This window comes from Shewanella sp. AS1 (genome assembly GCF_021412565.1).
In the GTDB taxonomy this organism is placed as follows: Bacteria; Pseudomonadota; Gammaproteobacteria; order Enterobacterales; family Shewanellaceae; genus Shewanella.
This window is the reverse complement of sequence record NZ_JAKCLJ010000001.1, coordinates 437,162-463,678: the sequence shown is the minus strand read 5'-3', so window position 1 is coordinate 463,678 and position 26,517 is coordinate 437,162. Positions and strand designations below refer to the sequence as shown.

The window sequence follows — 26,517 nt, the reverse complement described above, 5'->3', positions numbered from 1 at the left end:
ACAATGACAAAGTTAACCCAAAGTACCTTATGGCCTCAGCTTGAGCAGCACAGTGCCAAGCTGCCCCATATGCGTACCTTGTTTGAATCTGATAGCGAACGCTTCGATAAGATGTCGCTATCGGCTTGCGGTTTATTTTTAGATTATTCTAAAAACCGCGCCACAGACGAAACCCTGAAACTCCTGGTATCCCTAGCAGAAGAGTGCAATCTGACGGCCAAGATCCAGGCGATGTTCAAGGGTGAAATCATCAATAACACCGAGAAACGCGCAGTATTACACACGGCACTGCGCGCAAACTCCGATCAGGATATTCGTGTCGACGGCATCAATATTGTCCCCGAAGTCAAACAGACCCAGGCTAAGATGGCCAAGTTTGTTGACGCCGTGACCTCAGGCCAATGGCTGGGTTACACAGGCAAGAAAATCACTGATATCGTCGCCATTGGCATAGGTGGCTCTTTCCTCGGCCCTAAGATTGTAACTCAGGCACTGCGCCCCTATTGGAATCCATCGCTTAACTGCCACTTTGTTGCCAACGTGGATGCCACCTCCCTGGTTGAGAAGTTACGCCTGGTCAATCCGGAAACCACCCTGTTCATCATGTCATCGAAATCATTCGGCACCCAGGAAACCCTGACCAATACCCTGAGCGCTAAAGACTGGTTCCTGGCAAATGGCGGCTGCCAAGCCGATGTGGCTAAACACTTCGTGGCTGTTACCTCCAATGTCACCAAAGCCACAGAGTTTGGTATGGACGCAGACAATATCTTCCCTATGTGGGATTGGGTCGGCGGACGTTACTCCCTCTGGTCAGCCATAGGCCTGCCAATCGCCCTGTTAATCGGCATGGACAACTTCTATGCCCTGCTCGATGGCGCCAAGGCAATGGATGAACATTTCCTTCATGCACCAATAGAGAAAAACATGCCAGCCATTATGGGGCTGTTCTCTTTACTGTATGGCAATTTCCATCAGGCACAGTCTCATGTGGTGTTAACCTATGATCATTACCTGCGCGGCCTGCCGGCCTACTTTCAGCAGCTTGATATGGAGAGTAACGGCAAGTCTGTGACCTTAAATGGTGAAACAGTAAACTACAGCACAGGACCAGTGATCTGGGGTGGCGAAGGCACCAATGGCCAACATGCTTACCATCAGCTGATCCATCAGGGCACGCCACTTATTCCGGCAGACTTTATTCTGCCACTGCAGAGCCATAACCCCCTAGGTGAGCATCACCAGCAATTGGCATCGAACTGCTTCGGTCAAACCCAGGCCATGATGCAGGGCCGAACCTATGAGGAAGCCTTAGCAGAACTGAGCCATAGTCAGCTCAGCGATGAAGAAAAAAACTTAATCGCCAAGCATAAAGTGATGCCGGGTAACAAACCAAGCAACACCCTATTGATGAACAAGCTGACACCAGGAACCCTGGGAGCCTTGATCGCCCTCTATGAACACAGAACTTTCGTTCAGGGCGCCATTTGGGATATCAACTCATTTGACCAATGGGGTGTCGAGTTAGGAAAAACCTTAGGTAATGATGTACTTGCCAGGTTGAAGGCCGATAGTGATGCCAACGAACTGGACGCTTCCAGCAATGGCCTCATCAATAAATTTAGACGAGCAAGTATCTAAAAAGGCCTTACCCACCTCTTCAGCCAAAAAGTAAAAAGCCAGCGATTGCTGGCTTTTCCTTTAAAATTAATAACTTAAAAAATAGAATGTTTTTATTCTATTAATCCCGTCACAAAATTCATCTTACTCGCGATAAAAATTAACAAAAATGAAACATTTTTATTGCACCATAAAATAAAAGTGTGATATTTAATTGTTTAGAAAAAATACACTAAAAGGAGGTTGCCATGAATCGATTAGATTATGGTAGTGCGCTAGATGATACCGTCATTGAAAGACCCAACAGTCGTTCTCGAGGCTCAAACAAGAAGCGAAAGTGGCGTGAAATTGAGGCGATTAAGGAAAAACACCGTTTACTTAAAGAGCTACAGGATATCGACAGTTCTTTCGAATGTGATTTTGACAACCTCCTAATCTAAAGACTGCTCCTTCTCTTTAGAAACAAAAATCCGATACCTTTGAGATATCGGATTTTTTATGCCTGGAGTCTTAAGTTAAGCACCGCAATAGCATTCTCAGGAGCATTGGCTCGGGCGCATTGGTTCAAGTGCATTAGGGTAAAGGCTTACTTACTCTTCCGCTTTGGCGATATATTCTCGCAGCTCTTCAAACACCAGATTGTCATCATCGCTAAAGAGCGGATCACTTATCAGTCGCTCCTGGCATTTTGCATTCAGCACCTGCCAATCCTGTTCGCTAAACCCCTGTTGCCACATGGGAAAGATAACCTCTTCCTCATAGAGCATATGAGCCTTCTGCATTGAAACATAATCTTTAATCGTCTGATTTAATTGTTCTATCTGAACCGGAACATCGCTAAGGATAAGGTTAAGAGTTGCCATTAACTGGGAAGAGTTTTCGCTTAACGTCTCATGCTCTTGAGCTAACTTTCTATCAAGCATCTCGGCCGGATAAGCCTGACTATAAAAATCGTTTATCAAATCTTCCAGAGGATGATGACTATGTTCGGCGTAACTTTGCATATATTCGACAACATCTCGAATGAGATTAAAGTTGACAACTTCACCCTTTTCTAACCTTTCCTGTTTGTTATTTAATAGCTTTAACAGTATCGCGATATGCTTATGGTCACTATGAAGTCTCGCTAACATCGTCACCCCCATATATCAATATACCTCTAGTTACTATAGTCAATTGTGGAATATTTACTCACACTAATACGGAATGGAGAATAAATATCTGACCCAGATCAAAAAAATAGAATATAAAATAATCACTAAATATTAATAACTTAAAGATTTAGAACCCATGATGCCTGACACAAGTAACTCGCCAGGCGATAAAAGTTTACGCCAGTCTTTCAGTTGAGCCCTTGCCTCAAACAAGCTAGAGTCAGCCCCACTCTTTTGCCAACGCCCTAAGGTCATAACTATGCAAGCAGCAACCCATTTTATCGGTGCCCATGTCAGTGCATCAGGCGGTATCGCCAATGCACCACTTAACGCCCAAAAAATTGGAGCCAACGCCTTTGCATTATTCACCAAGAATCAACGCCGCTGGCAAGCGGCGCCCCTGTGTGAAAAACAGATAGAGAGTTTTAAGCAACATTGTGACGAGGCCAATATTGGGCACAACGCCATACTTCCCCACGACAGTTACCTCATTAATTTGGGTCACCCTGATGATGCGCAGCTGTCTCGCTCTAGAGAGGCTTTCCTCGAAGAGATGCAGCGCTGCGAGCAGATGGGACTGAGTTTGCTTAACTTCCATCCCGGCAGTCATCTGAAACAGATTTCAATTGATGAGTGTCTTAAGCGGATCAGCGAATCGATCAACTGGGCACTGGATAAGACTCAGGGCGTCACTGCTGTTATAGAAAACACCGCAGGCCAGGGCTCTAATCTCGGCCACAGCTTCGAGCAGCTAGCGCAGATTATCGATAAGGTTGAAGATAAGTCCCGAGTCGGCATCTGTATAGACACCTGCCACATGTTCGCCGCCGGCTATGACTTAACCTCAGAGGCCGCCTGCGAGCAGAGCTTTGCTCTGTTTGACAAACAAGTGGGTTATCAATACTTAAAAGCAATGCACCTCAATGACAGCAAGACGCCCCTGAACAGCCGGGTCGACCGCCACCATTCCCTCGGCGCCGGTTATATCGGTCAGGCAGCCTTCAGCTTTATTATGCAGCTGCCTGCCACACGAGGGATCCCCTTGATTTTAGAGACAATAGAGCCAGAAATCTGGCCTGATGAGATCAACTGGCTACGTAGTCAGACCAAACTCCTTGATAAGTAACGGTGATAAAAACAAAGGCTAAGCAGATCTGCTTAGCCTTTTAACCTTTACGGACATCCTTTGTGATTCAGAGAATTATAAATTCGCCAGCATGTGCTGCTTAAGCACGGTAAAATCGGGCGTTAATGATACCGACAGACTCGCTTTATCTTTCACCGCCTCAAGCTCACTAGGCAGTGGAATATCGAGTTCAAGCGTACTGTCGACTACATCTTTAAATTTCGCCGGATGAGCCGTACCTAAGAAGATCCCGTGCTCACCTGGCTGCAGCGTTAATGTCAGCGCCTGCGCGGCGATGGCCGCATGGGGCTCAGATAGATAACCAGACTGATACAGCTGAGACAAGGCTGCCTGGGTCTCCTCCTCCGATAATGCCACACCGACTATATCCTTCAGGCTCCACCCCATGGCCTGCACTATCGCCTCGACTCTGGGCCAGTTACTCGGCTCTGCAACATCCATGGCATTAGAGAGGGTCGCCACAGTCGACTTAGGCGACCATGTGCCATCACTCAGATAACGAGGCACAGTATCATTACTGTTGGTTGCCGCCACAAAACGCTTGATGGGCAGGCCCATCGCCTTGGCAAACAGCCCCGCGGTCAGGTTACCAAAGTTACCGCTCGGTACTGCGATGACAGGATCGTCACTGTGGCTACGCTTAAACTGCGCTACCGCCTCGAAGTAGTAACAGATCTGTGCAAGCAGGCGGCTAATATTGATGGAGTTGGCCGAGTTAAGGTGCAGCTCATCCCGCACCTCGGTATCTTCAAATGCGGCCTTAACCAGATCCTGACAGGCATCGAAATCCGACTCGACCGCAACAGTGTGAATATTATCGCCTAAGGTGGTAAACATCTTCTCCTGCAGCGCGCTTATCTTGCCTTTAGGATAGAGTACCATCACCTTGATCTTATCTAAGCCAAAGAAGGCATCGGCTACGGCGGCGCCGGTATCGCCCGAGGTGGCGGTTAAAATGGTGACCCGCTCCTGCACAGCCAGTTGGTTAAGACATTGGGCCATAAAGCGAGCGCCAAAATCTTTAAAGGCCAGCGTCGGTCCATGAAACAGCTCCAGACAGGCACGCTTCTCATCGACACTCACCAGTGGCAGCTCAAAATTAAAGGCGTTTTCAACTAATCTATCGACCGAATTCTGACCTATCTCCTGGGCCAGCCAGGCACCTAATATCGCTTTCGAGCGCGCCACAAAAGGCATGTTTAACAGCTCATCGATATTATCCATAACAGGGATCAAGGTTGGGAAAAACAGCCCCCTGTCTCGTCCCAGTCCCAGCTTGACCGCCTCGGTAAAACTGACCTTCTGTTCTGGGTGTTTTAAATTATACAGTTCCATGGTTTATGCCTTAATTACTTGATTCTTCAAAGTCTACGCGCCGGGCGCCCTGGGAGTCGATTTGACAGATATGGGAAAATCCCAGGCCAGGCTGAATATAGTTGCCATCGAGCCAGGCTTTAGCCGCTTGCGCCTTGGATAAATCATCGGTCACACAAAACAGAGTCGGGCCACTGCCGGAGATCCCTGTGGTTAACATGCCAAGTTCGGCCAGGGCTGCGCTCGCCTGACGATAGCCTGGGATCTCATCGGCGCGGTAAGGCTCGGCAATCACATCCTTGAGCATCTCAATGGCGAGAGCAGCATCCTGTTTATAACAGGCATGGACAAAGGCACTTAAGTAGCGGCCAAAATCGATCGCCACAGATCTTTCATAAGCCTCAGGCAGCAAGGCGCGCATTTTAGCGGTCGAGAGTGAGATCCCAGGATAAGCCACCAGCCAATACCACTCCTTAAAGATGGGCAGACTGTCGCAGACCTGACTTGGCGTATCCAGCATCAGCTGCATGCCCCCTAAATAACAAGGCGCCACATTGTCATAATGGACTGAGCCACTTATCTGCCCCTCAAACTGTCCCATTAAACGCAGCAGCGCCTGCTCATCATAGGGGCGATCAAAATATTCATTGAGGGCAAACAGAGCCGCCACCACGGACGATGCACTGGAACCTAAACCGCTGCCGACCGGCAAGTTTTTCTCCAGCGTCATCGCAATGCCATGGTTGCGCCCCAGTTTGGAGAGGAAAAACTGTGCACACTGAAACACGATATTCGCTTTAGGATCGCCCGGCAATTTACCAGCCCATTGCCCAACAACTGTGAGGCTCACATCACTTATTGCCGGTGCAATTGAGACCCTATCCCCCAACAGACTGCCATCGATAGGGGCGAGCGCGGCGCCGAGTAGATCGAAGCCGACACCCACATTCCCCATCGATGCTGGGGCATACACAGTCAAACTCATATTCCTACCTCACGAGTCCAGTTTAAAGTTCTTAGTAGATCGGCAAAGGCGCCGGCAGCGGTCACATCTGTACCCGCGCCATAACCTCGCAGCACAAAAGGAATGGGTTGATAATAACGGCTATAGAAGGCGAGCGCATTCTCACCGCCTTTCACGCTATAGAGAGGCGACTGGCTGTCCACCTCCACTATGCTGACGCGGCAGCCCTGCTCATCAATCTGCCCCACATAACGCAGCACTTTTCCCTGCGCCTTGGCATTGGTCACCCGCTGTGCCACCGCCTCATCTAATTGAGGCAGATTTTGCATAAAGGTCTCCACATCGCCGGAGGCATCGAAATGAGCTGGCAGCACAGACTCTACAACTATATCGCTCAGTTCTATCTCCATCCCCACTTCCCGCGCAAGGATAAGCACCTTGCGGGCCACATCCATGCCGCTCAAGTCATCTCTGGGATCGGGCTCAGTAAAGCATTTTTCCCGGGCGATATGAGTCGCTGCAGACAAACTCATTCCTTCATCCAGCATACCGAAGATGTATGACAGAGAGCCAGATAAAATACCATTAAATTTCTGCAACTTATCACCGGCAAACAGGAGCTTTTTCAGATTATCGATAACGGGTAAACCTGCGCCAACCGTGGTTTCATAGAGGAACTGACGCCGCTGCTTTAGGGCGGTCTGACGCAAGGCATGGTAATAGGCCATATCCCGGGTGTTGGCTTTCTTATTAGGAGTGACCACATGCAGTCCGGCATTCATCACATCCAGATACTTATCCGCTACGTGATGACTCGAAGTGCAATCCACCAGCACAGGGTTGAGTAGCTGCTGATCTTTGGCCCAGAGTAGCATCTTGTCCAGATCGCACTCCTGCTGACTATCACTCAGCCTGCCCTGCCAATGGCTAAGATCGACCCCCATGGCGTCCAACACCATCTGCTTAGAGTTGGCGATGCCGCAGACGCGAATCGTGATGTGCTGAGCCTTGAGCATCTCTGTCTGCAGCTTTATCTGCTCGAGTAACCCGGCGCCTATATTGCCACAGCCAACCAGAAACAGATCTAAATAGTGCTGCACATCGAAGAAACTCTGATGGCAAGCCGAGATGGCATGCTTAGTCTTTCTAAGTTCAATGACCGCGGAGATAGAACGCTCGGACGAGCCCTGGGCAATCGCCACTATATTTACATTCGCCTGAGCTAAGGCCTGAAAGAACTTGCCGGCCACCCCGGTATGGGTTCGCATGCCATCGCCGATCAAGGAGACGATAGCCAGTTGATGGCGCATAGCGATAGGCTCTAAGATCTCGCTCTTTAACTCCAGCTCAAACTCCAGCTCCAGCGCCGAGCGTACCTTTTGAGCATCCTGGGTCGCCACGCAGAAACTGATACTGTACTCGGACGAACTTTGGGTGATCAGTGAAACCGACACTCCAGCACGGGAGATGGCGCCGAGAGTGCGGCTCGCCATGCCCACCATACCTTTCATGCCGGGGCCAGCGATATCGAACATGGTCTGGTGATCCAGATTAGAGATGGCTTTCACTCTCAGTCCTGTCTTATCCGCTTGACTGGAAACTAAGGTGCCGGGCGCATCGGGATTAAAACTGTTACGGATATAACAGGGGATATGATACTGAGCGATAGGCGCAATAGTCTTAGGGTGCAGCACCTTAGCGCCGAAATAGGAGAGCTCCATCGCCTCTTGATAACTGAGCTGGGTTAGGAGTTTGGCGTCACTGACAACCCTGGGATCGGTATTGTACACACCATCAACGTCTGTCCAGATCTCACAGCAACTGGCATCGATACAGGCAGAGAGCACAGCCGCCGAGTAATCTGAGCCATTACGACCTAAGGTCACTGTCCGTCCCTGTTTATCGCCTGCGGTAAAACCTGGCATCACCCAGACCTGGCTCTGACTCAAGGGTAATTGTGCAAAACGGGCTTTACTGGCGGCGATATCCACCACAGATTCGAGCACCTCCCCGCTGGCCAGAAACAGCTGTTGCGGCACCAGCAGCTGCGCCGTTAATCCTTGCGCGAGGAGCAACTGTTCCATCAAGGCTGCCGACATCCTCTCGCCACCAACCACTATCTCGGCGCGCACAAAATCGGGGCACTCTCCGAGCAGCTCGACGCCTTGTAACTTACAGCGCCATAACTCAAGCTGGGATGCTAATACTCCGGCCAGAGCCTCTTGCTGCTCTGCCGATAACAGAAGCGCCGCATCGGCAAACAACTGCTTAAACAGCAAGGAGACCCTGTCAAGCACAGGGGCAAACTCCCCCTCAACGGCAAGATCCACCATTTCCAGCAGACTGTTAGTCACGGTTGCCGGCGCCGACAGCACCAAGGCAACCTGTTCCTGACCGGCGCTGTTAACCACTATTTCGGCAGTCGTTTTAAAACGCTGCCAATTTGCGAGCGAAGTACCGCCAAATTTCATCACTTTCATCATTATCTCCTTGTGTACCGCGCCCTAGAAACAAAAAACCCGCTCCTTTGAGGGGAGCGGGCTTGTTAATCTATACCTAAAATTTGCGTATATTCAGCCTGCCCCCACGTTGGTAATCGTGGTGGTTGTAATAATGGTGGTCATTACAAAGTTGAGGCTAAACATAAAAAATGGGTGATTTATCTTCTTTAATAAATTAAGGCTAACAGAATTGCTTTTTTTATAGTCAGCTGTCAAGCCTCCCATTCACTTTTATTAAAATTAATCTCATTGGCATAAGTCAAGGCATTAAATGGCAAGTGTCATAGTTCAAATGGCATAGTTCAAATGCCATAGCCAAGTTTATTAGCGCTAGCTCAAATAGCTAACAAAAAGTAAAGTGACTTAAACAAAATTCGTTCAAGAAACAGAGCTAGGTCATCGCCAAAGCCAAAAAAGCAAGCTAAAATGCCGCCACATTTAGAATTGGAGGCGATATGATAATCACCCAACATAAAGCAGTTAGCATTCACTACCGCTTAACCAACCAACAAGGTGAGCTGATTGAAAGCTCATTTGAAGGCGAGCCTATGCTTTACCTTCATGGTGCTGAAAACATGATCCCAGGCCTTGAAGCCGCATTAGAAGGGAAAGCTGCTGGTGACAAAATCGACGTCACAGTTGAAGCAGAGCAAGCATACGGTCCATATCATGATGGTCTTCGTCAGGATGTGCCGCTGTCGGCCTTCGGTGATATCGAAGATATCGTCCCTGGCATGCGCTTTATCGCCGAAACCGAAATGGGTCAACGCCCTGTTCAGGTCACTGAAGTGAAAGATGATGTCGTCGTTGTCGATGGTAACCATCCGCTTGCTGGACAGTCATTGAATTTCAATGTCGAAGTATTAACTGTACGTGATGCAACCGAAGAAGAGATTGCCCATGGCCATATTCATGCTGGCGGTAGCTGTGGTGGACACGATCACAGTCACGAAGGCGGCTGCTGTAGTCATGACAGCGAAAAAGAAGCCAAAGAAGGCTGCGATGGCAACGGTGGATGTGGCTGTCGCCACTAAGCTATTAAATTCCAATAAAGAAGCTGACATTTTGTCAGCTTTTTTATTATTTGAATCTTGATACAAGTAGAGTGCTGAGACTCTGCCATGACTATAAGATTAAGGTTTTTATCTTCTCTCGCTGGGCTGCCGGCATATGCTTTAAATAGTTGGAGCAGCGGGTAATAGTCGCAATGCTTATCTCGAATTCGGCAGCGATTTGACGCTGGCTCATCTCCCCTCGCAGCAGAGTCTGAAACACCTTTAAACGCCCGGCGATGGCGCTGCGCTCCTCCTCTGTCAGCAATAATTCAAACAGCTCCATTAATGCTTCTTGGTCCTGATGGGTGATCACTTTCTCTAACACTAAATCCCAATTAGCCCGCACTCGACACACCTTTGTATTCACAAACCATTACACGAGTGTATCAAGAAACCCTGCACCAATAAAATAGTATTGATGTTTGGGAAAAATTTGAGTTTTCCCACCGTAAAACAAACCCGAGTTGCCCCAGTAAATATCAACAATTTTTATCACAAATGGGTGGTATCTGGCGCTTAATTACGCGTAGAATGCTTGCGAAGGATCACACAATAACGATATTCGTGAGGAAGATACAGTGAATAATAAGCTAAAACTTGGCCTACTAGCCCTTACAGGAAGCCTAGCTATCGCAACGGCTGTGCAGGCAAACAACTTTAAAGACACAGATCATGCAATCAAATACCGCCAATCGGCATACCAGGTCATCGCCTACAACTTTGGTGACATGAGCGCCATGCTTAAAGGTGAAAAGCCATTCGATGCAACAGTGTTTGCCAAACGCGCAACCAATGTTGCCGCACTGAGTCTGATCCCAGAAGAGGGATTCATTACAGGTTCAGATAAAGGCAATACAGAAGCCTTAGCTAAAATCTGGACAGATAAAGCCGATTTCGACAGCAAAATGAGCCAATTCCAAGAGAATGCCGCAAAATTAGCTGTGATTGCACAATCTGACGATAAAGATGCGATCAAGGCCGCCTTCATCAATACAGGCAAGAGCTGTAAAGGGTGTCACGACGTCTACAAGGCTGATTAAGCTTATCCTGGTCGAAGTAAGGAGTTAGCGGCCTTGCCGCTAACTCAATTTCCAATGTTTCCGCTGAATTCCCAATGCTACCGCTGACTTTAACAACAAGGTGTCCTAGAGCATTGCTGTTAGAGGCAAGATAAGATAATTGACCGCTAGCCCCGCCAGTACACCCACCAAGAGTAACGCCAGTAAGTTAGAACTAAAACGCAGTTGAGGAGAGAGATCGGCTGCTACTCGCTTATGCCCTGTGATCATGGCCCCCACCAGCTTATCCCCTTTCACAACATGACTGATCACAGCCAGGATATGTAGCGCGATCAACACGAGTAACAGATTAAAGTTCATTTTATGTAACCAAGTCAGAGTACCACTGACACTTTCACTGACGTAGGAATAGAGTGGCCCCTCGGTAAATACCTCATCGGTGGCAAACAGGCCGGTGACCAACTGCAGTAGCAACACCAAAATCATGGTGACAACCATATAACCACCGAGGGGATTATGGCCAATCACCACACTTTTAGGCTGACGTATATAGGCCAGCACCTGGGCTGGCGACTTAACAAAATGGCTAAAGCGCGCCGTATCGCTACCGATAAAGCCCCATAATAAACGAAAGAGGATCAGCACCATAAGACTATAGGCAAAGATTTGATGCCATTGCATCTCGCCAACCTCAGCGCTCCACCACAATGCAGCCAGCAGTAGTACCATGCTCCAATGAAAAAGACGGGTCGGCAGATCCCATATCTTTAATTTTTGGGTTAGGTGGGTGGAACTGGAATGACTAGCAGACATAACACTCTCTCAAACAGCAAAACTAAGATGAGATCGATGATATTTGAAGCACTGGCGGGAGGCAAATAGATTTACCTGGTTAACCTTATCTAATCGAATATGAGCCTAAATGAATGGGATTACAAGCAAATCTCAGGCTTTATTGAGCAAAAATGTCTAAGGGCTCAAATAAACAGCGAACAGTTTATTCGCCTTTAACTAATTTGATCCAGATCACAATTTTTGAGGTATTAATTGGTAATCTGAAATCAAGAAAGCAAAAGAAGGTGAGACATATGATGAAGATTACGAGTAAAGATTTCGAAGTCACCAACCCTATCCGCGATCGCATTAGCAGCCGCCTAGACAAGCTAAGCAGACACGATATTCAGCTGATCAATCCACACATCATCATCACCCAAGAGAAGCAAGGTTTTAAAATTGAAGCGAATGTCGGGATCCCAAACAATACGCTGTTTGCGCAGGCGACCAACGACGATCTCTATGCTGCCATTAATGCATTAGGGCAAAAACTCGAAAAACAACTCAATCGTGTCACCCATAAAGCCGAAGGTGCCAGAAGAATTACCCAGATTTATACAGACGAACTCACTCAAACCCCAAATGATGAAGAAATCTTTGAACAGGAGTATGTAGCGTAAAATAAAACAGGCTGGCGAGCACCACCTAAGCACCTAAGCTTAAGCTAGGTGAACCAAATCAAGATAAGGTATTTCGCTAGCCATTCAAAAGAGAGCTGTGCCTGATAAAAGTAAAACAGGGGCTCACAGTGATATCAGCCTGATAAGCTTTCCAGCAAGGAAAGTCGAAGGAAATTAGCTAACGAGCTAGCGATGCTGTCAGCCCTTGTTATACTTTAAATGGTAGTGAGGTAATCGATTCTTTTTTCAAGTGAGCCCGCAATTACAGGGCTCTGATCTGGCTCAAACCCCTCTTGAGATCAGGTATAGGCATCAGCAACAAATGTACTTGTTCAAAAGTGGTTCAAAGTAGTTCAAAAACGGGTCAAAAGAAGCCCAGTAATAGTTTAGTAAAAATCGACGCCCAGTTTAAGGAGATAGCTAACACTTAAAATCGGTAAAGATTACTTATTATTGCAATGCTGTAACATAACTGACGACGCCCCAACTTAGGCTATTTAGTCAATGTTTAAAACTAAAGATAACCGCCGAGTGAAGCCCATGAGCTAATCAAGCGCCGTCCCTCTATCAACTGAGGCAAAATGATCCGTTAAGGGTGCAAACTTGCCATGACAACATGAGGAGAAAGTTAATTTTGCACGATAAAAGAGTAAATCAGTCGGGGCGACTAACCTAACCAGGTAAACAGATGCCTTGGAACATTGCTAATGTCATAGCCTATGTCGCCTCGTTGATACCTTGTGAGTTACATTGAAAGCGTAAGTTTGACCGATATTTTTAGTTAAATTTAGTTTTTAGTTAAATTTGGTCATTTAACTGAGTAAACACCTGAGTTGTATGTAAATCAGCAAGACCGAAGTAAGTAAATACTTACAACTCAGTTCCCTCCAGTAAACTGTATTGTTAATCGTTTTATCCAGCGCATCTTCTTAGGTGCGCTTTTCATTTTTACAAGTCTCAGCGCACTTTTATGATAAATCGGCCCATTTCCCATGTTTTGATTGACACACCCCCATGAGCGTTTTAATTTGTTGGGTATGAAAATTCAAAGCACATTTTTTACTTTCTTTTTTATTCCACCCTTCTAGGGAGGCGGAATGCTGGTGTAAAAACGACAGTAAAAATTCCAAAGCCTCCCCATCAAGGAGGCTTTTTTATTGATAAAAATAAAGGCAACCCATGAGTAAAACAGATTCCCTAAATCAGGTTCGAGAAGCGATCACAGCCCTGGACAATGAGTTGCTGGCACTGTTAGCCAAAAGACGAAATTTGAGTTTAGATGTCGCCCGCAGTAAAGAGGTCGATATTCGCCCAATCCGCGATACACAACGTGAAAAAGAACTGCTAGGGCGGCTGGTACAACAAGGACGGGAACAGGGACTGGATGCACACTATGTCTTGTCTCTCTACCAGAATATCATCGAAGATTCAGTGCTTAATCAACAGGCCTATCTACAGAGCCGAGCCAATCCCGATCTCCAAAAACAGCAGTACAATATTGCCTATTTAGGTGCACGCGGCTCCTACTCCTACTTAGCCGCCAGCCGCTACTGTCAGCGCCGTAATGTAGAGATGCAAGATCTAGGCTGTAAGAGTTTCGATGAGATAGTGCAGTCGGTAGAGTCTGGCCATGCCGACTATGGTTTTCTGCCTATCGAAAACACCTCATCGGGTTCCATTAATGAGGTCTATGATGTACTGCAGCACACCAGCTTGGCCATTGTGGGCGAAACCACAATCGAAGTCGGTCATTGCCTGCTGGGTCATAAAGATGCGCAGTTAAAACAGATCAAAACTGTCTATGCTCACCCTCAACCCATCAGCCAATGCAGCCGTTTTTTGAGTCATCATCCCAACTTTGAATTAGCCTATTGTTCTAGCAGCGCCGAGGCGATGGAGAAAGTTTCCCAAAGCAAAGATAAGTCAGTCGCCGCCATAGGCAGCGCCGAAGGGGGGGCCTTGTACCAACTGGAAGTGATAGAAGAAGAGTTGGCCAACCAAAAGATCAACCAGAGCCGTTTCATTGTGGTGGCACGCAAGGCCATAGCCGTGCCTGAGCAGCTGCCGGCAAAGTGCACACTCATCATGGCCACAGGCCAAAAACCCGGCGCCTTGGTCGAGGCGCTGCTGGTATTAAAGGCCCACAATCTCAACATGAGTAAGCTCGAATCTCGCCCTATTCCGGGCACCCCATGGGAAGAGATGTTTTACCTAGATCTTGATGCCAATATAACCAGCACTGAGATGCAAACCGCCCTGCAGGAACTGGAACGTATTACACGTTTTATCAAGGTACTGGGATGCTATCCCAGTGAAACGGTAAGCCCAACTCAGTTAAGCCACAGTCAGCTGATGATCGAACCTAATACCAGTCGGCTCGAACAGGGAACCACAAGCACCCAGCCAGAGATCAAACGGGTCAATATCGATCAAAAACCTCAATCCACGCAAATTATTCATGGTCGATTGAATATTGGGGATGGCCAATTTGGCGCCATAGCCCAGTGTCGATTGGGCGAAGATCCTCAGCATTATATTCAGCAGGCCAAACAGCTTAAAGAAGCAGGTTTCCAGGCAGTGCTCATTACTGGTCTGCATACAGTTAAAGATGCCTATGCTTTGATCAACGAGATGAAACGGGCACTGGAACAGTTCGATTTAAGCTGCATCATCAGCATAGAATATGAAAATGAGTTATCGCTCGCAATCGAACAGGGGGAGCTGCTTTGTATCAGCGGTAAACAGATGCACAATAGCGCCCTGCTCACGCAGATAGGTTCACTGCATCTGCCTGTCATTTTAGAACGCAATACCATGGCCAGTGTCGATGAACTGCTTGCCAGTGCAGAGACTATTCTCGCCAATGGTAATCAGCAAGTGATTTTATGCGAGTCTGGCATCAGAACCTTCAATGAAACCCTTAAGCCTACGCTGGATCTGGCCGCACTGGTGACCCTAAAATCCACAAGTCACCTCCCTGTCATAGTGAATACCAGCTATGCCTGCACTTCCGATACTTTGACAACTCAGGCATTAGCAGCCAAACAGCTTAATGCAGACGGCATAGTGTTACCTTTTTCACTGAGTGAACCTGAAGAGGAGCAAGCCCTGTTGCATAATGCAAGTCAGTGCTTACGGGAAATCTATCACAGTGAATCTGACTAAATCCCTGAACTGATAAATAAAAAAGAGGACTCAAGGTCCTCTTTTTTATTGCTATCACAAAGCAGCTGTTGCCACTTTTGCTGGGCTTAGGCAGGCATAAGCAGCCAAACTAAATATAATGGCCATCGGCTAATGCCATCCAGCCTTTTATAGTTCGATGGCAAAACCAGGCTAAGGTTAACAGACTTAACACTAGGCTGAAGCCAATATGAGGCAAGCTATAAGCTAAAATCAGTAAGGAAAACAGGCTCAGCAGCGACCACCTTTGCCAACGAATATGGCTATAAAGCAGCTCATCCATTCTATTGTGTTTCTGGGCAAAATTGATCACTAAGCCTAAAATGGGTGGCAATAAAAACAGCGGAAACGCCAGCATCATGCCATACAACAGATGCCCTAAACTATGATCATTAATCACCATGCTTTGGGGGGTTATAGATGTCATAAGCAGCCCACTCTAAAACAGAATAATATCATTCAAGCTTAAAATTCCTACATTGTTAACCATACTTTGTCATCCTGTTTTGCGCAAATAGACTTAACTGAAATAACCATAAATATCGATATATTCAACTGATATACCAACCTAGCTGAATGGCTTTTCAAACAAATTCTGCCCAATACTAAATATTAGCCATTAAGGCTTAATGTGACATCGGATTTTAATTTCGTCGAACAGGCCAGTACATAACCTTGCGCGATTTCATCTGCCGTTAAGGTCATCTGACTACTGGACTCCACCTCACCCTCTATCACTTTACATTTACAGGCACCACAAATACCCGAACGACAGGCTGCTATGATAGGCAATTTGAGCTGCTCAACCCCATCTAGCACAGACTGCTCTGCAGACAATGCTACATTGGTTTCATCAACTTGCAGCATGAATTGGCTGCCATTATCCAGATTCTCAACCGTCGCCTTGGCACCATCACCAAAACTCTCCTGGTGATAACGGCTCATATCAAACTCCGCCTGCTGTAGTAGGGTTTTTACCGCTTTCATATAAGGCGCAGGCCCACAGACAAAAATGGTTCTCTCATGAAAGTCGGGCACAAGTTGTTGCAATGCTGCCAGGGAGATCCGCCCATCAAGAGTGTCTAGATCTGGGCATGACTCGCCACTTTCAAGGGTGTAATTCAGGCGAAATTGACTATGACGCCGGGCCATCTCTGCCAGTTCTCTGTTAAAAATCAGATCCTCTAGCGACTTCGCGCTGTGGATAAAAGCAATATCGCTGCCAATCTGAGTGTCGAGCAACCATCTTGTCATCGAATACATGGGCGTAATACCGCTACCCCCACTGAGGAACAGATACTTTTCAGCCGGGATATCAATCAGATTAAAGGCGCCATCGGGGCCAAGCACATTGACACTATGACCGACCTGCAAATTATCGATGAGATAGTTAGAGACTAAACCGCCAGGTATGCGTTTAATGGTTACGACCAGAGAATAGGGACGCGAAGGTGAAGATGAGATGGTGTAACTACGGGCAACACCCTCACCATTGATTTGCAATAAAAAAGTGAGAAATTGTCCGGGTTTAAAATGAAACTTTACCCGACTTTCCCCCTGAAAACGAAAGCTTGTGACATCATGGGTTTCTTGCCAGCGCTCTACACACACCAGACGGCTTTCACCACGCTGCCAGCTTGGTGATTGAAATATATGATTATTCATGAAATTTGTACCTCTGACTCAATTCCGCAAAAAAAGACACCTGCTACGCAGGGAAATCAGCAGGTGTCTTATTCTTGAGAAAGCTCAGTTAAGCGACACTAAGAATATCGGCGAGATCGGCATCTACCGTGGTGGTGGTGCGTAAACCAAATTGCTCCTGTAGGATCTTAACCAGGTTAGGCGTTAAAAATGCCGGTGCAGAAGGGCCTGTACGGATATTTTTCACCCCAAGGGAGAGCAAGGTTAACAGGATCACAATCGCCTTCTGTTCAAACCAGGAGAGTACCAGACTCAATGGTAACTCGTTGATCTCACATTCAAACACCTCTGAAAGCGCAATGGCTAACTGAATCGCTGAATAGGCATCGTTACACTGGCCGATATCCAGTAAGCGTGGAATACCGTTGATATCGCCAAAGGCCAACTTATTAAACTTATACTTACCACAACCTAAGGTCATGATAATCGAGTCTTGCGGCGCTGCCTTGGCGATATCGGTAAAGTAACTGCGTTCTGATTTATCGCCGTCACATCCGCCGATTAAGAAGAAATGTTTAATCGCGCCATTTTTGACATTCTCGACCACTGCTGGGGCGGCTGCCATCAGCGCGTTACGAGCAAAACCGATAGTGATAAGATGGGGGATCTCATCATAGGTAAAACCATTCAAAGATAAGGCTTTATCAATAACGGCTGAGAAATCATCACCCACAATATGAGTCACTCCCGGCCAGCCCACTATGCTGCGGGTAAAAATACGATCCCCATAATCGCCGACATTGGGATCGATAATACAGTTAGAGGTCATCACCACGGCGCCGGGGAAGTTAGCAAATTCTTTCTGCTGATTCTGCCAGGCACTGCCATAGTTACCCACCAGATGCGGGTATTTCTTGAAGGCGGGATACGCCAGCGCGGGCAACATCTCGCCATGGGTAAAGACATTGATCCCCTTACCTTCGGTCTGCTGGAGAATAAGTTCGAGATCTTTCATATCATGGCCGGAAACCAGAATCGCCTTGCCTTTCACCGCGACTGTGTTGACTTGTGTCGGCTCTGGATGGCCGAAAGCCTGGGTTTCACCTTTGTCCAGCATCGCCATCACGCGGTAGTTTAACTGGCCAATCTCCATCGCGGTGGCAAACAGCTTATCGGCATCTTCCGAATCCGAACCAAGGAAGGCCATGATCTGGTGAAAATTCGCTGCAATATCAGCATCTGTTTGCGCTAATACCCTGGCATGTTCCATATAAGCGGCAGCGCCTTTAAGCCCATATAAACAGAGTAATCTCAGCCCCATGATATCTTCATGTACACTCTCTTTACCGCGATTTGGTGCAGCAAGAGCGGCTTGCTCCAGCATCTCTGGCTTAGATGTGCCAAGAACCAATGAAGCAGCCGGGATAAGGGCTTCTACTTCCACACCCGCTTGCTGACATGCTGTTTCATAAGCAGACTTCAAACGACTACGTAGCAGATCCGCTTGTCTTACATACTCAATTAAGCGGTCATCATCAAAGTTAACATTGGTTAATGTGGCGAAGAAAGCCTTAGGCACAAAGGTATCAACTTCGCTATCGATAATATCAAATTCACGTACCTTGACCGCATAGGCTGATACCCCCTGCAGTAGATAGATTAAGAGATCTTGCAGGTCAGAGGTGTCTGATAACTTGCCGCACATACCTTGGGCATAACTGCAGCCATTACCTGCTGGGGTTCTAATCGTTTGCTCACACTGAATACAAAACATGATACCGCTCCTATTTATAATCATGTATATTTTTTACATGTTTAGAGCGAGTCTACTGTGACAGCAAAACAATCGAAAGGAAATTCTCAACCTAAAACAATAAACTATGAGACAGATCAAATTAGCAAATGCCAAACTAAAGACAATCGCCTCATGACCCAGTCAGTATTTATTGAATTAAGTCAGATGATTACAATAAAAAATATTACCCAAGATATGTAGAATAGTGATTTATCAAACAACAAAATTAACCATAGATACAAACAACAAAGCCAAGATGCCTAAAGAAAACTTAAGCTATCTTGGCCTAATAAAGCGGGAGCGACTTAGGCGATACTGAAGCCGTGGCTAATCCATTTTCATATCATTGACAGACTGCAACATGGCGCGGCTTTCACGCTGGAATTGCGGTGCAAAATCACCAAACCAGTTGGCCACCTCTTTAAATTGATCGATAAAGCCTTGGCGATTGCCTGACTTTAACAGCTCAACCGCCTGGGCATAATTATCTAAATAATCGCCAATCGCGGTTAAGCTTTCTCGCTGAGCATAAATAATGTCGGCGTATAGCTCTGGACTCTGGGCAAATAAACGCCCAACCATGGCCAGTTCGAGCCGGTAAATGGGTGAACTGAACTGCAGCAAGGAGTCGATATCGGCCGCTTCGCGATACAAGTTAAGGCCATACACAAACGAAGAGAAGTGGCGCATCGCCTGTACCAACTGCATCGCCTTATCATGTTGCACTGCATCGGCCTCGACAATACGTGCGCCCCAAATCTTAATCTGCTCCAGCAGCCACTGATATTGAACGCTCTCGCGGCCGTGGCACACTACCACCACTTGTTTAGCTAAGCTGCCGACATCAGGACCAAACATGGGGTGTAACCCAACCACAGGTCCCTTATGCGCCGCTAGCATGGCGGCCAATGGCCCAGCTTTGATAGAGGTTAGATCAGCCAAAATACAAGTGTCAGGTAGCTGAGTCAGCTTAGCGGCAATCAGTTCGCAGGTGATACTGATAGGCACAGTGACTATCACCATCCCGGCGCCATCAAAGATGGTTTCAGCCTGCTGCCAGTCATCCTTATCCAAAGTCTTCACCTGATAACCAGACAGGCTGAACATCTGCTTAAACAGGCCACCCAGCTTACCTTTACCCCCGACTATGACGATAGGGCCAAGGTCAGTCTTAACCTGCTTAAACCCAACATCTTTTTCATTCAGATAAGATTCACGCATCAAACGCCGCAAAATATCTTCAATCAATTGAGGCGACACATTCATCTTTGCCGCTTCTTCACGACGCTTGGCCAGCATGGAGGCTTCGCGTTCCGGCGCGTAGATAGGCACACCCGCGGCGTGCTTTACCGCCCCCACCTGCCCCACAAGATCGAGTCGTCTCCGCAATAAGTGCAGTAACTGCTGATCAAGGTTATCAATATGCCCACGTAACTTCTCTAACTCTTCAGTGGTTTTTTCATTCATGTAAGCTTTTCCATCACACCTTGATTTTGTTGAGCATATCAAATCTCGTGGGTAAAACCGAAGCTAATTGCGCCGCCCCCTGACGTAACAATTGTTCGGTAGTTTGCCAGTCGATACACGCATCGGTAACAGAGACACCATAAGCCAATTCACTTAGCGGTTTATCGCTGCTTTGATTACCGGCATTTAAGTGGCTTTCGAGCATCACACCTATGATCGACTTGTTACCCTGAGCAATCTGGTTAAAGACATCCCGGCAAACTAACGGCTGTTTATTATGATCTTTCGATGAGTTTCCATGGCTGCAATCCACCACTAAACGGGCGGTCAAATTGGCACTGTGTAACTGCTGTTCACTCTCGGCTACACTAACCGCATCGTAATTTGGTTTTTTACCACCCCGCAGGATCACATGACCATCGGGATTCCCGGCAGTTTGCAGCAGTGCTACCTGACCTTGCTGATTAATCCCCATAAAGCGGTGACTACTGGCTGCCGATTCCAGGGCATTGATCGCAACCCCGAGTTTACCGTCGGTGCCATTTTTAAAACCCACAGGCATAGACAGACCCGACGCCATCTCTCTGTGAGTCTGTGACTCAGTGGTTCGGGCGCCGATGGCCGACCAGGTCACCAACTCAGACAGGTATTGAGGACTGATGGGATCGAGTGCTTCTGTCGCTACGGGCAGGCCAAGTTCGGCAAGCCAGATCATCAGCTCACGGGCCATGCGCAGGCCTTTTTCCACATCGAAGGACTCGTCCATATCGGGATCGTTAATCATCCCCTTCCAGCCGACTGTGGTGCGCGGCTTCTCAAAATAAACTCGCATCAGAATATAGAATTGATCTTTAAGTTCATCATGCAGCTTTTTCAGCTTCAGAGCGTACTCTTTAGCAGATTTGATGTCGTGAATTGAACAAGGCCCACTGACCACCAACACGCGATTATCGCGCTTGTGCACTATATCGGCGACAATTTTACGTGCGTTGAGAACAAACTGATAAGCGGTATCCGACAATGGAAACTCTTGCTTTAACGCTTCTGGGGTGAGCAACACTTGCTCTGAGCTGATATGGACGTTGTTAATTGTGTCTTGCTGCATAGCTGTTACCAACCTAAATTCAAATTACCATTCACTAAAGAATACTGCCAAAATCCGCTTTATACCTATAGTTTGTCTGTATTAGTGTCTGTTTTTGCTTGTCTGTATAAGCGTATCTGTTTCGATTATACATTATCGCAATACTGTAACGGTACGCCATTACATTCGTAGTCACTATGCCTGTTGTTTGTACACAGATCAAGCACTAAATTTGCTCACTGTAAAATATCTGACGCACCTCTTGAACACGCAGCAACAAACAGAGAAAACAACCACAAAAATGTGTATTGGCAAAGATAAGAGGAAGAGTGAGGAGTGAAGAGTTAGCGATTAAATAAAATCAAAACCGCCATAAGGCAAACCAAAAAAACCTTATCAGACAAACAAAAAACCGCCATAAGGCGGTTTATTGTGCGAACACTGCATCTTGTTTACTTGTAGTAATTTCTTACTTAGCAAGTTTCTCACGGATACGTGCAGACTTACCTGAACGATCGCGTAGGTAGTAAAGCTTAGCACGACGAACACGGCCGCGACGCTTAACTTCGATGCTTGAGATGAGTGGGCTGTGAGTCTGGAACGCACGCTCAACACCTTCACCATTAGAGATCTTGCGCACTGTGAATGCAGAATGCAGACCACGGTTACGCTTAGCGATAACAACGCCTTCGAACGCCTGTAGACGCTCTTTACCGCCTTCTACAACACGTACTTTAACAACAACTGTGTCACCTGCACCAAATGCTGGTACATCTTGTTTCATTTGCTCTTCGTTGAGCATTTTAATGATGTTATTCATGAATAAACTCCATACTAGTAATAACTGACCACTTGTTACTCGCCTTGTTTGGCGGCATCGACAAACTCGGCTAATAGCTGGGTTTGTTCGTCAGTCAGAGCTAGATTTTCAAATAATTCTGGTCGTCTTTGCAGAGTTCTACCGAGACTCTGTTTTAGACGCCAGCGTCTAATATGTTCGTGGTTTCCACTTAGCAACACACTGGGCACGTCGATGCCTTCTAAGCTTTCAGGCCGAGTGTAGTGGGGACAATCCAGCAATCCGTCAGAGAAGGAATCCTGCTCTGCCGATGCTTGCTTACCAAGTACACCTGGCACCAAGCGAGATACTGAATCGATTAGCGTCATTGCTGGAAGTTCACCGCCCGAAAGCACGTAATCTCCAATCGACCACTCTTCATCCACTTCTGTTTGAATAATGCGCTCATCGATACCTTCATAACGACCGCACACTAAAATCAAACGCTCCGATTTAGCTAACTCTTCGACGCCTTGCTGTGTCAGCTTGCGCCCCTGAGGAGAAAGATAAATCACCTTAGCTTTGTCACCCGCTGCCGCTTTGGCAGCATGGATAGCATCGCGTAGGGGTTGCACCATCATCAACATTCCCGGTCCGCCGCCATAAGGCCTGTCGTCCACGGTACGATGTTTATCATGGGTGAAATCACGAGGATTCCAGGTTTGCAACTCCAGTAAGCCGTTGCTAACGGCTCGACCCGTTACCCCAAAGTCTGTTACGGCACGAAACATCTCTGGAAACAGGGTTACTACCCCTAACCACATCTGTTGTCCCTCGACTTAGAAGTCCGGATCCCAATCCACTAAAATTTGTTTTTCCGTTAGGTTCACCTCAAGGATGAACTGCTCGGTAACAAAAGGAATCATACGTTCCGTTTTGCCAAAGGCATCTTTCGCGTTGGCCTTCACTAAGAGAACATCGTTCGATCCTGTTTCCACGATCTGATCGACCTTACCCATGCTATAGCCTTTGGTATTCACCACCTTACAGCCAATTAAGTCACGCCAGTAGAACTCATCTTCCGGCAGCGCTTTCATCGCCTCAGCGGGAATCGCAATCTCACAGTTAGTGAGCATTTGCGCTCGGTCTCTCGTCGTCACACCTTCGAGGGCTGCAATAATTGCTTTACCCTGAACGCGCCACTGCTCAACCTTCACCTCGCGCCATTGTCCCTGCTCTTTAATCAACCAGGGAGAATAGTCAAAAATATCTTCGACAGAATCGGTATAGCTAGTGATCTTCAACCAACCTTTAATGCCGTGACAGGAACCTAATTTACCCAGCACGACAGGGTCTTGGTGACTACTCATCAATCTATACCTTAACGCTATTAAGCAGCAGCTTTACGAGCGTCTTTGATCAGTTTTGCTACACGTTCAGTAGTAGCAGCACCGTTAGCAACCCAGTGCTCAACACGATCTAGGTCTAAACGTAGAGCTTCTTCTTGACCACGGGCAACCGGGTTGAAGAAACCAACACGTTCGATGAAACGACCGTCACGTGCATTGCGGCTATCAGCTACAACGATGTTATAAAATGGACGCTTTTTTGCGCCGCCTCGAGCTAAACGAATGGTAACCATGCGTCTTTTATCCTCTAATGATTTGCCCTTTTAATCGGGCAAAAATAAAAACTGGAACCCCGTGTTCGCGAAGAGTCCCAGAAAGAAAGCCGCACGATTCTACCTGAATCAGCGGCAAATGCAACGTTTTTCACACTTAACAACCAATCCACCGAATCGGTGTCCGACCCAGTGAATTAGGCTAAATCTTCATAAAATGAGGGGATTATCGCCCCGGCATCTTCATGCCTGGTGGCAACATACCACTCATGCCACGCATCATCTTCTTCATGCCACCTTTACCCGACATCTTCTTCATCATCTTCTGCATCTGGGTAAACTGCTTAAGCAGGCGGTTAACATCCTGAATTTGAGTACCAGAACCTAAGGCTATCCGGCGCTTGCGTGAGCCTTTAATGATCTCGGGGCGCTTACGCTCACCCGGGGTCATAGAGTTAATAATCGCTTCCATCTGGCCAGTCATCTTGCCATCTTGAACCTGAGCCAGTGCTTCCGGCGGCAGCTGTCCCACGCCAGGCAGCTTCTCGAGCATGTTCATCATGCCGCCCATGTTTTTCATCTGCTGTAACTGCTCGCGGAAATCTTCAAGGTCGAAACTGCCGCCCTGCTTCACTTTCGAAGCCAGCTTCATCGCCTTTTCTTTATCGACGCCGCGCTCAACTTCTTCGATAAGCGATAACACATCACCCATGCCCAGAATACGTGAAGCGACACGATCCGGATGGAAAGGCTCTAGGGCATCGGTTTTCTCGCCCACACCCAGGAACTTGATCGGCTTACCTGTGATATGACGGATCGATAACGCCGCACCACCACGCGCATCGCCGTCGACCTTAGTCAGTACCACACCACTTAGTGGCAGCGCCTCATTGAAGGCTTTGGCAGTATTGGCCGCATCCTGACCTGTCATGGCATCGACAACAAACAGGGTCTCGATGGGCTTGACCGCCGCATGCAGCGCCTTTATTTCGTCCATCATGCTTTCATCCACATGCAGACGACCTGCGGTATCGACAATCACCACATCGATAAACTTAAGCTTGGCGTGACTCATGGCGCTATTGACTATGTCGATAGGCTTTTGGCTGACATCCGATGGGAAAAACTCGACACTAACTTCATTCGCCAGGGTTTCCAGCTGTTTGATCGCCGCCGGACGGTAGACGTCGGCACTGACCACAAGCACAGATTTCTTTTCGCGCTCGCGTAAAAACTTAGCCAGCTTAGCGACACTGGTGGTTTTACCCGCACCCTGAAGACCGGCCATCATGATCACGGCTGGAGGCAGCGCCGAAAGATTCAGTGCTTCGTTGGCCTCGCCCATGGCGTTTTCCAGCTCGCTTTGCACTATCTTAATGAAGGCTTGACCCGGGCTCAGGCTCTTAGCAACTTCCTGACCTACGGCACGCTCTTTAACGCTGTTAACAAAGGCGCGAACCACAGGCAGAGCCACATCGGCTTCCAGCAGTGCCATACGCACTTCGCGTAACGTTTCTTTTATGTTGTCTTCAGTTAGGCGACCACGTCCGCTGATGTTCTTCAGGGTTCGTGACAATCTATCGGTGAGGTTATCAAACATTATCGCGTTCTTTACTGTTGAGTCATGGTGAACAATGGCCTGTATTATAACCATGCATGGAGATTATGCTACCGCAGGCCTTTAACTATTCGATCTCTATGTCGAACCCAAGGACAACTTTAGCGATAACGAATGTTTAAAATTTAGGAGCAACGCTCAGAAATGGCTAATTTTTGTGTGCAATGCCTCTGCCCATTTGCCTCAAGGTCGTGTTATTCTAACCACATCCGTTAAGCAGGTTCTCGTGCTCGCTATGACATTGTGATTGCGCGGGAAAGCTAACAAACTATAGGTTAAATTTCGATGGTTATTTTTTCGGCTCCAGCCATTTTATTCTATACAATCGCGTTTATTCTGGTGGTCACTCGCCTGTTTCATGCCGAAGGACCTAACCGCAAAGCCGTTGCAGTATGTGCCGCCATCGCAGTTATTCTCCATGCTGCCGCACTGTATCAAGCCGTATTTACTGGCGATGGGCAAAACTTCAGCCTAACCAATGTGATCTCCATGGTGAACTGGATCATCGCCTTTGCTTTTACCATCTTAATGTTCAGGCTCAAGGTGATTGTCGTTGTCCCTGTGGTCTACGCCTGCTCGATTATCTCAGTCGCCCTACTATGGTTGCTGCCACCTAAGTTTATTATCCATTTCGAGCTTTACCCTGAAGTGCTGGCCCATGTGGTGCTCTCATTGATGGCATACAGCGCCTTGATGATCGCCGCCCTCTATGCCATTCAGTTGTCACTTATCCAGAGCAAGTTAAAGAAAAAGCAGTTGATGCTGAGCCCGGCTATCCCACCTTTAATGACGGTCGAAAAACAGCTTTATCATCTGGTGATTATTGGCGTGGTCTTACTCAGCTTGTCTCTGGCGACCGGTTTTATTTTCCTCGATGATATGTTTGCCGATGGCCAGGGCCATAAAGCGATACTCTCTATCGTTGCCTGGTTTACATATATCGCCATGTTGGCCCAGCAATATTGGGTCGGCTGTAAGGTGCGTACTGCCGTGGCTTACACACTAACAGGCGCTGTGCTGCTGTCACTGGCCTATTTTGGGGCGCGTATTGTTAAAGAGCTAATCCTACAATAAGTCAGATAACCTGGGGCTTTATGGG

24 protein-coding genes and 1 other annotated feature are annotated in these 26,517 nt (G+C 47.4%); of the genes, 8 read left to right on the top strand and 16 right to left on the bottom strand.

Translation table 11 applies throughout. The annotated features are described in order from the left end of the window. The first annotated feature begins 3 nt into the window (after positions 1 to 3). Entirely contained in the window at positions 4 to 1,641 is a 1,638-nt protein-coding gene (gene pgi / locus LZP69_RS02145; RefSeq protein WP_234198533.1) for a glucose-6-phosphate isomerase, read from the top strand. A gap of 227 nt (positions 1,642 to 1,868) precedes the next feature. Continuing rightward, a complete protein-coding gene (locus LZP69_RS02140; protein WP_234198532.1) occupies positions 1,869 to 2,060 on the top strand; it encodes a DUF3545 family protein in 192 nt (63 codons plus the stop codon). A gap of 150 nt (positions 2,061 to 2,210) precedes the next feature. Here LZP69_RS02140 and LZP69_RS02135 read toward each other — a convergent pair whose 3' ends face one another. Next, positions 2,211 to 2,753, bottom strand: coding sequence for a hemerythrin domain-containing protein (locus LZP69_RS02135; protein WP_234198531.1), 543 nt, complete (start codon positions 2,751 to 2,753; stop codon positions 2,211 to 2,213). Between the two features lie 280 nt (positions 2,754 to 3,033). Between LZP69_RS02135 and nfo the strand changes: the two genes are divergently transcribed. Further along, entirely contained in the window at positions 3,034 to 3,900 is an 867-nt protein-coding gene (gene nfo / locus LZP69_RS02130; protein WP_234198530.1) for a deoxyribonuclease IV, read from the top strand. Between the two features lie 75 nt (positions 3,901 to 3,975). Here nfo and thrC read toward each other — a convergent pair whose 3' ends face one another. From thrC to thrA, 3 genes are read right to left on the bottom strand one after another with little or no spacing between them, the layout of a single operon-like run. After that, positions 3,976 to 5,256 carry a threonine synthase gene (gene thrC, locus LZP69_RS02125; protein WP_234198529.1) on the bottom strand — a complete coding sequence of 427 codons (1,281 nt, stop codon included), beginning with the start codon at positions 5,254 to 5,256 and terminating at the stop codon, positions 3,976 to 3,978. A gap of 10 nt (positions 5,257 to 5,266) precedes the next feature. Further along, the gene (thrB, locus tag LZP69_RS02120) at positions 5,267 to 6,220 is read right to left on the bottom strand and encodes a homoserine kinase (protein ID WP_234198528.1); all 954 of its coding nucleotides are present in this window, start codon (positions 6,218 to 6,220) and stop codon (positions 5,267 to 5,269) included. Beyond that, a complete protein-coding gene (gene thrA / locus LZP69_RS02115) occupies positions 6,217 to 8,679 on the bottom strand; it encodes a bifunctional aspartate kinase/homoserine dehydrogenase I (RefSeq protein WP_234198527.1) in 2,463 nt (820 codons plus the stop codon). Before thrA ends, thrB begins: the two co-directional genes overlap by 4 nt. A gap of 476 nt (positions 8,680 to 9,155) precedes the next feature. On the opposite strand from thrA, the gene slyD reads away from it, so the two are divergent. After that, positions 9,156 to 9,734, top strand: a complete 579-nt coding sequence (gene slyD / locus LZP69_RS02110) for a peptidylprolyl isomerase (RefSeq protein ID WP_234198526.1) — start codon at positions 9,156 to 9,158, stop codon at positions 9,732 to 9,734. A gap of 91 nt (positions 9,735 to 9,825) precedes the next feature. Here slyD and trpR read toward each other — a convergent pair whose 3' ends face one another. Next, a complete protein-coding gene (gene trpR / locus LZP69_RS02105) occupies positions 9,826 to 10,101 on the bottom strand; it encodes a trp operon repressor (protein ID WP_234198525.1) in 276 nt (91 codons plus the stop codon). A gap of 232 nt (positions 10,102 to 10,333) precedes the next feature. Between trpR and LZP69_RS02100 the strand changes: the two genes are divergently transcribed. Next, positions 10,334 to 10,795, top strand: coding sequence for a c-type cytochrome (locus tag LZP69_RS02100; protein WP_234198524.1), 462 nt, complete (start codon positions 10,334 to 10,336; stop codon positions 10,793 to 10,795). Between the two features lie 105 nt (positions 10,796 to 10,900). Here the strand turns inward: LZP69_RS02100 and LZP69_RS02095 are convergent, their stop codons facing one another. After that, positions 10,901 to 11,587, bottom strand: a complete 687-nt coding sequence (locus LZP69_RS02095) for a cytochrome b/b6 domain-containing protein (RefSeq protein WP_234198523.1) — start codon at positions 11,585 to 11,587, stop codon at positions 10,901 to 10,903. A gap of 275 nt (positions 11,588 to 11,862) precedes the next feature. Here LZP69_RS02095 and hpf point away from each other — a divergent pair, with 275 nt between their 5' ends. Together hpf and pheA are read left to right on the top strand one after the other, a co-directional pair. Then, entirely contained in the window at positions 11,863 to 12,228 is a 366-nt protein-coding gene (gene hpf / locus LZP69_RS02090; RefSeq protein WP_234198522.1) for a ribosome hibernation-promoting factor, HPF/YfiA family, read from the top strand. Positions 12,229 to 13,264: 1,036 nt separating this feature from the next. Beyond that, positions 13,265 to 13,387 (top strand) — a sequence feature (Phe leader region). Between the two features lie 20 nt (positions 13,388 to 13,407). Next, the gene (gene pheA, locus LZP69_RS02085; protein ID WP_234198521.1) at positions 13,408 to 15,393 is read left to right on the top strand and encodes a prephenate dehydratase; all 1,986 of its coding nucleotides are present in this window, start codon (positions 13,408 to 13,410) and stop codon (positions 15,391 to 15,393) included. 109 nt (positions 15,394 to 15,502) lie between these two features. Here pheA and LZP69_RS02080 read toward each other — a convergent pair whose 3' ends face one another. The 10 genes from LZP69_RS02080 to ffh all read right to left on the bottom strand — a co-directional run bounded on the left by LZP69_RS02080 (position 15,503) and on the right by ffh (position 25,400). Next, complete coding sequence (locus tag LZP69_RS02080; RefSeq protein WP_234198520.1) at positions 15,503 to 15,838, bottom strand: hypothetical protein; 336 nt, start codon at positions 15,836 to 15,838, stop codon at positions 15,503 to 15,505. Positions 15,839 to 16,023: 185 nt separating this feature from the next. Beyond that, a complete protein-coding gene (locus LZP69_RS02075; RefSeq protein ID WP_234198519.1) occupies positions 16,024 to 17,076 on the bottom strand; it encodes a hybrid-cluster NAD(P)-dependent oxidoreductase in 1,053 nt (350 codons plus the stop codon). Between the two features lie 88 nt (positions 17,077 to 17,164). Next, complete coding sequence (gene hcp, locus LZP69_RS02070) at positions 17,165 to 18,829, bottom strand: hydroxylamine reductase (RefSeq protein ID WP_234198518.1); 1,665 nt, start codon at positions 18,827 to 18,829, stop codon at positions 17,165 to 17,167. Positions 18,830 to 19,177: 348 nt separating this feature from the next. Further along, on the bottom strand, positions 19,178 to 20,317 hold the full coding sequence (tyrA, locus tag LZP69_RS02065) for a bifunctional chorismate mutase/prephenate dehydrogenase (protein WP_234198517.1): 1,140 nt from the start codon (positions 20,315 to 20,317) through the stop codon (positions 19,178 to 19,180). Positions 20,318 to 20,330: 13 nt separating this feature from the next. Further along, the gene (locus LZP69_RS02060; protein ID WP_234198516.1) at positions 20,331 to 21,422 is read right to left on the bottom strand and encodes a 3-deoxy-7-phosphoheptulonate synthase; all 1,092 of its coding nucleotides are present in this window, start codon (positions 21,420 to 21,422) and stop codon (positions 20,331 to 20,333) included. 448 nt (positions 21,423 to 21,870) lie between these two features. Continuing rightward, positions 21,871 to 22,221: a 50S ribosomal protein L19 gene (rplS, locus tag LZP69_RS02055; RefSeq protein ID WP_234198515.1), complete on the bottom strand. Its 351-nt coding sequence runs from the start codon at positions 22,219 to 22,221 to the stop codon at positions 21,871 to 21,873. Positions 22,222 to 22,256: 35 nt separating this feature from the next. Next, positions 22,257 to 23,003, bottom strand: coding sequence for a tRNA (guanosine(37)-N1)-methyltransferase TrmD (gene trmD, locus LZP69_RS02050; protein WP_234198514.1), 747 nt, complete (start codon positions 23,001 to 23,003; stop codon positions 22,257 to 22,259). A gap of 15 nt (positions 23,004 to 23,018) precedes the next feature. Further along, positions 23,019 to 23,549, bottom strand: a complete 531-nt coding sequence (gene rimM, locus LZP69_RS02045) for a ribosome maturation factor RimM (RefSeq protein WP_234198513.1) — start codon at positions 23,547 to 23,549, stop codon at positions 23,019 to 23,021. A gap of 20 nt (positions 23,550 to 23,569) precedes the next feature. Further along, positions 23,570 to 23,821: a 30S ribosomal protein S16 gene (gene rpsP / locus LZP69_RS02040; RefSeq protein WP_234198512.1), complete on the bottom strand. Its 252-nt coding sequence runs from the start codon at positions 23,819 to 23,821 to the stop codon at positions 23,570 to 23,572. A gap of 205 nt (positions 23,822 to 24,026) precedes the next feature. After that, on the bottom strand, positions 24,027 to 25,400 hold the full coding sequence (ffh, locus tag LZP69_RS02035; protein WP_234198511.1) for a signal recognition particle protein: 1,374 nt from the start codon (positions 25,398 to 25,400) through the stop codon (positions 24,027 to 24,029). 303 nt (positions 25,401 to 25,703) lie between these two features. Here ffh and LZP69_RS02030 point away from each other — a divergent pair, with 303 nt between their 5' ends. Further along, positions 25,704 to 26,492 carry a cytochrome C assembly family protein gene (locus LZP69_RS02030; RefSeq protein WP_234198510.1) on the top strand — a complete coding sequence of 263 codons (789 nt, stop codon included), beginning with the start codon at positions 25,704 to 25,706 and terminating at the stop codon, positions 26,490 to 26,492. The last annotated feature ends 25 nt before the right edge of the window (positions 26,493 to 26,517 follow it).